Genomic DNA, 4,363 nt, shown 5'->3' with positions numbered 1-4,363 from the left:
GGGTGACGCCGAGGGCCTCGTACTTCCGGAGCCGTTCGATGATCTCGTCGGGGGTTCCGATCATGGCTGTTTTGTGGAGGGACTCCGGCGTGAACTCGGGGCGGTCAGCGAACTTTTCCTCGGGGCTGGGCTCCAGGAAACCGTTCTTCGGGGTGGTCTTGTTGCCGAACCAGGCATCGAAGGTCCGGTAGAACTTGTTGATGCCTTCGGCCGGGCGGCGCCAGCCTTCGGGCTCGTCTGCGGAGTGGACGTGGGTGTGGCGCAGGACCATGAGGTCCGGGCGGGGAATGCCGGGGTTCTTCTCGACAGCGGAGTCGAACTTGCGTGCCAGGTCCTCGACCTCCTCGTCCCCCTTCATCAGTGGGGTCACCATCACGTTGCAGCCATTCTCGACGGCGAACTCGTGCGAGGAGATATCGCGGGCGGCAATCCACATCGGCGGGGTCGGCTTTTGCACGGGCTTGGGGACGCTCGTCGATGTGGGGAACTGCCAGACTTCGCCGTCGTGGGCGTAGTCGCCTTCCCACAGCTTGCGCACTGCCGGAACGAGTTCGCGGAGGTGCTTGCCGCCGTCGACGGCTGACATGCCTCCCATCAGGCGGTCGAATTCGAACTGGTAGGCGCCCCGGGCCAGGCCCACTTCCATCCGCCCGTTGCTGATAACGTCCAGGAGGGCGCACTCTCCGGCGACCCGGAGCGGGTTCCAGAAGGGAGCGATGATGGTTCCCGCGCCGAGGCGGATCTTTGATGTCCGTGCTGCGAGGTAGGCGAGCTGCGGTATGGGGCTGGGTGAGATGGTGTATTCCATCGAGTGGTGCTCGCCGATCCAGACGGTGCTGAAACCGCCAGCCTCGGCCATGAGCGTGAGTTCGGTCAGGTTCTCGAAGCATTCCTGGTGCGAGACGGATTCGTCCCAGCGTTCCATATGGACAAAGAGGGAAAAGCGCATTGATAACTCCTTTGTTGGCGGCGGTCCGCCGGGGCACGGTTAATGCTGCAGCTAGGTCGTGGCTGCGGCGTTGCGTTCGGCGATCGTCTGGTTGCCGCGGGACCAGTGTTCGTGCTCGATTTCGCGGATGATGACGGTGGTGTTTTCGGGTACAGCACCGACGGCCTTTTCCGCTGCCTGGTGGAGCTCKTTGATGAGGGAGCGGAGCTGTTCGGGGCTGCGGCCCCGGGCGATCGATACTTCGATGAGTGGCATGTGGGTTTCTTTCAGCTGCGCATGATGAATGGATCGGAGACGGGGCCTTCGTCGGTGTTGATCCAGACGCTCTTGAGGCGGGTGTATTCGTTCATGGACTCCAGTCCGTGCTCGATGCCGACTCCTGAGTTTTTGAAGCCTTGGCGCGGTGACATCGGGGACATGGCCCGGTACGTGTTGACCCACACGGTTCCAGCTTCGAGCCTGCGTGCCATCCGGTGGGCGCGTGCGAGGTTCTGGGTCCAGATTCCGGCGGCGAGTCCGTATTCGGTGTCGTTGGCCAGGCCCACCACCTCGTCCTCGGAATCGAAGGGCATGATCGCAGCGACCGGGCCGAAGATCTCTTCCCGGACAACGCGCATGGAGTTGTTCACGTCGGTCAGGACGGTGGGGGCGAAGAAGTAGCCGGGAAGGTCGGTGTCGGGGCGTTTGCCTCCTGTCCGCACCGTGGCGCCTTCGCTGACACCGAGGTCCACGTAGGAGCTGACCTTGTCCAGTTGGGCGCCGAAGGCGAGCGGGCCCAGTTCGGTGGTGGCCAGGCGCGGGTCGCCGATGATGATGGATGCTGCGCGTTCGGCGACGCGTTCGACGAGTTCGTCGTAGACGCTGCGGTGGGCGAAGACGCGGCTGCCGGCGATGCAGGTCTGGCCGGCGGCGGCGAAGATTCCGGCGATGACGCCCATCGCGGCGTTGGATACGTCCGCGTCCTCGAACACGATGTTGGGGCTCTTGCCGCCGAGTTCCAGGGTGGAGCCGATAAAGCGGGAGGCCGTCTCGGCGGCGATGCGCGCCCCGGTCTGGGTCGAGCCGGTGAAGGAGATCTTGGCCAGGTCGCGGTGGCTGACCAGGGCGGCCCCGGCTTCCTGGCCGAAGCCGGTAACAACATTCACGACGCCGTCGGGGAACCCGGCCTGGGAGGCGAGTTCGGCGACGCGGAGGATGGTCCGGGAGGTGTATTCGCTGGGTTTGATGACCACGGTGTTGCCGGCCGCCAGGGCGGGGGCGAGCTTGGACGTGGTCAGCGTCAGGGGCGAGTTCCATGGTGTGATGGCCCCGACGACCCCGAGGGGTTCGCGCTGGGTGTAGTTCAGCATGGTGATCGAGTTGGTGGGGATCTGGCTGCCCTGGACCTTGTCGGCGAGACCGGCGTAGTAGTAGAGGTATTCGGGCAGGGAGGCGAGCTGGCCGCGCATCTCACGCAGGAGCTTGCCGTTATCCAGGGTTTCGAGTTCGGCGAGTTCGTCTGCGTGCTCGCCGATCAGGTCACCGAGGCGGCGGAGGAGGTGGCCGCGCTTGGTGGCCGTGAGGTCGCGCCACAGCGGGGACTCGAAGGCATCTTTGGCTGCGGCGACGGCGCGGCGGACGTCTTCCTCTGTTCCGCGTGCTGCCTGGTAGAGCACCTCGAGTGTTGCGGGGTTGGTGCTGGGGAAGTATTCGCCGCCGGCGGGAGCGGACCAGGTACCCCCGATGAAGTGGTCGTAGCGGAGTTCAATGGACATCTGAATGCTCCTTGATAAAGGCGGTCAGTGTGTGGGCGAGGTCCTGGGGACGCTCGACCGGCATCATGTGACGTGCGCCGGGGATGATGTAGTAGGTGCAGCCGGGGATGGCTGCTGCAAGCCGCGCGCTCATTTCCGGTGTTGAGCCCGGGTCAAGCTCGCCCGTCACGGCATGGGAGGGAACGCTGATCAGCGGCAGTTCGGGTGCGATTTCAGCGTCGGCGGTGGCAAAGACGCGGTAGCAGGCCAGGAAGGACTTTGGGTCGTTCCTTTGCAGCACCTCGCGCGTGGCGTGGATAAGTTCTGCCGGGACGGCGGAGTCTTCGGGGTACCAGCGGCGGATGGATGCCTCGATTGTTGCCGGAAAATCTGTTTCGGCGGAGGCCAGCCGGACCATGACGGCGGCGTGCTCCTGGGATGTGCGGGCGCACACGGATGCGACCGACACGAGGCTGGCAACCAGGTCGGGGCGGTACCGGGCCAGGTGCTGGGCGATCAGGGCTCCGAGCGAGAATCCCACCAGATGGGTGTTCGGTTCGAGTCGTTCGGCGACGTCCGCCGCGAGCTCGGCAAGCGTGATTCCTTCGGGCGCCGGTGGACGGTGTCCGTGTCCGAGTAGTTCAAGGATTTGAACGTCGTATTCGGGTTCGAGGTATTCGCGGAGGGGATTCCACATCGATCCGTCCAGTCCCACCCCGTGGATCAGTGCTACACGCTCACGGCTCACGGCGGATGGCACCTCAGTTCTTTTCGGTGGAGAAGGCTGCCAGTCGTTGCTGGGGCCGGCCCTGGGCAGCGGCGGCGAGGGCGATCACGATTTCATCGGCATGGGGTGCGTCGTTGATCCTGACCTCGATGCTCTGGTGGTGGGAGCGGATGGTCGCGTCKGTGATGTGCTTGAGCGGGATATCGAAGATGACACCGGCCGGGCCTCGCTTTTCCACTGCCGGCAGGAGCGTCGTGGCGTTGGCGGCGTCGCGGAAGTGGTTTCCGAAGGCAAGTGTGTGGATGAGTCCCGAGCCGTGCTCGATTTCGCCGTTGAGCCCGACGATGGCTGCCTTGCCGTAGGCTTCCGCCGGGGCGCCGAGGGCCTCGAGCACGCGTGGGGCGAGCAGCGCGCCGAGGTCGGAGGCGTTGGCGTCGATGCCCTCGGAGAGGTTTTCAACGAATCCCTGCCCGGTCCACGGGTTCTTGATGATGGCCGCGACGACGGCGACTCTTGCTGCCGGGCTGACTTCCCGTCCTCCTTCAGTGAGGACGTCTTCGGTGATGGTGACGATCTTACGGATGCTCATGAAACAAGTTCTCCTAGGGTGTCTGCTTTGACGATGGGGTCGGTGAGGCGGTCACCGATCCGGGGGTGTGGCCGGGGACCTGTGGAGGCTCCGAGAGCGACGACGATCTCTCCCGGGCGGGGTGCGTCACTGACGCGGGTGGTGATGGTTTGGTAGTGGGTGCGGGTGGCTGCGGCGTTCTTGTGCCACAGCGGGACGACGAGTGACGCGCCGGCGTCGCCGCGGTCATCGGCGAAGCAGATGATTGACTCGCCCTCGAAGTATTCCCGGACGAGGTTGCCGAAGAAGGGTGTGTGGATAAGCGCGGCGCCGTGCTCGATCTCGCCGTCTGTGCCCACGATCGCTGCTTTGCCGAAGGCCTGGAT

General features: G+C 64.8%; 6 protein-coding genes. All 6 read right to left on the bottom strand.

Annotated elements, in window-relative coordinates; translation table 11 throughout:
- A partial coding sequence (locus AC1D1S_RS19555; protein WP_476995261.1) for an LLM class flavin-dependent oxidoreductase occupies positions 1-949 on the bottom strand: 949 nt, incomplete at its 3' end.
- 51 nt (positions 950-1,000) lie between these two features.
- Positions 1,001-1,204: a tautomerase family protein gene (locus AC1D1S_RS19550; protein ID WP_476995260.1), complete on the bottom strand. Its 204-nt coding sequence runs from the start codon at positions 1,202-1,204 to the stop codon at positions 1,001-1,003.
- An 11-nt stretch (positions 1,205-1,215) separates the two neighbouring features.
- The gene (locus AC1D1S_RS19545; RefSeq protein ID WP_476995259.1) at positions 1,216-2,703 is read right to left on the bottom strand and encodes an aldehyde dehydrogenase; all 1,488 of its coding nucleotides are present in this window, start codon (positions 2,701-2,703) and stop codon (positions 1,216-1,218) included.
- Positions 2,693-3,430 (bottom strand): alpha/beta fold hydrolase, encoded by a 738-nt coding sequence (locus tag AC1D1S_RS19540; RefSeq protein WP_476995258.1) that lies wholly within the window; start codon positions 3,428-3,430, stop codon positions 2,693-2,695. The genes AC1D1S_RS19545 and AC1D1S_RS19540 overlap by 11 nt, the downstream gene beginning before the upstream one ends.
- Before the next feature lie 13 nt (positions 3,431-3,443).
- Positions 3,444-3,998 (bottom strand): amino acid synthesis family protein, encoded by a 555-nt coding sequence (locus AC1D1S_RS19535; RefSeq protein WP_476950234.1) that lies wholly within the window; start codon positions 3,996-3,998, stop codon positions 3,444-3,446.
- The coding region (locus AC1D1S_RS19530; RefSeq protein WP_476995257.1) for an amino acid synthesis family protein at positions 3,995-4,363 on the bottom strand (369 nt) is incomplete at its 5' end. The genes AC1D1S_RS19535 and AC1D1S_RS19530, both read right to left, overlap by 4 nt.

This window comes from Arthrobacter sp. P1_A5 (assembly GCF_056406825.1).
Note: the sequence above shows the minus strand (reverse complement) of the source record. Positions and strands in the feature narration are given on the sequence as shown.

Bases quoted from the DNA above. Each gene is read 5' to 3' on its own strand.
- AC1D1S_RS19545 (WP_476995259.1), bottom strand. From the start codon at position 2,703: ATGTCCATTGAACTCCGCTACGACCACTTCATCGGGGGTACCTGGTCC.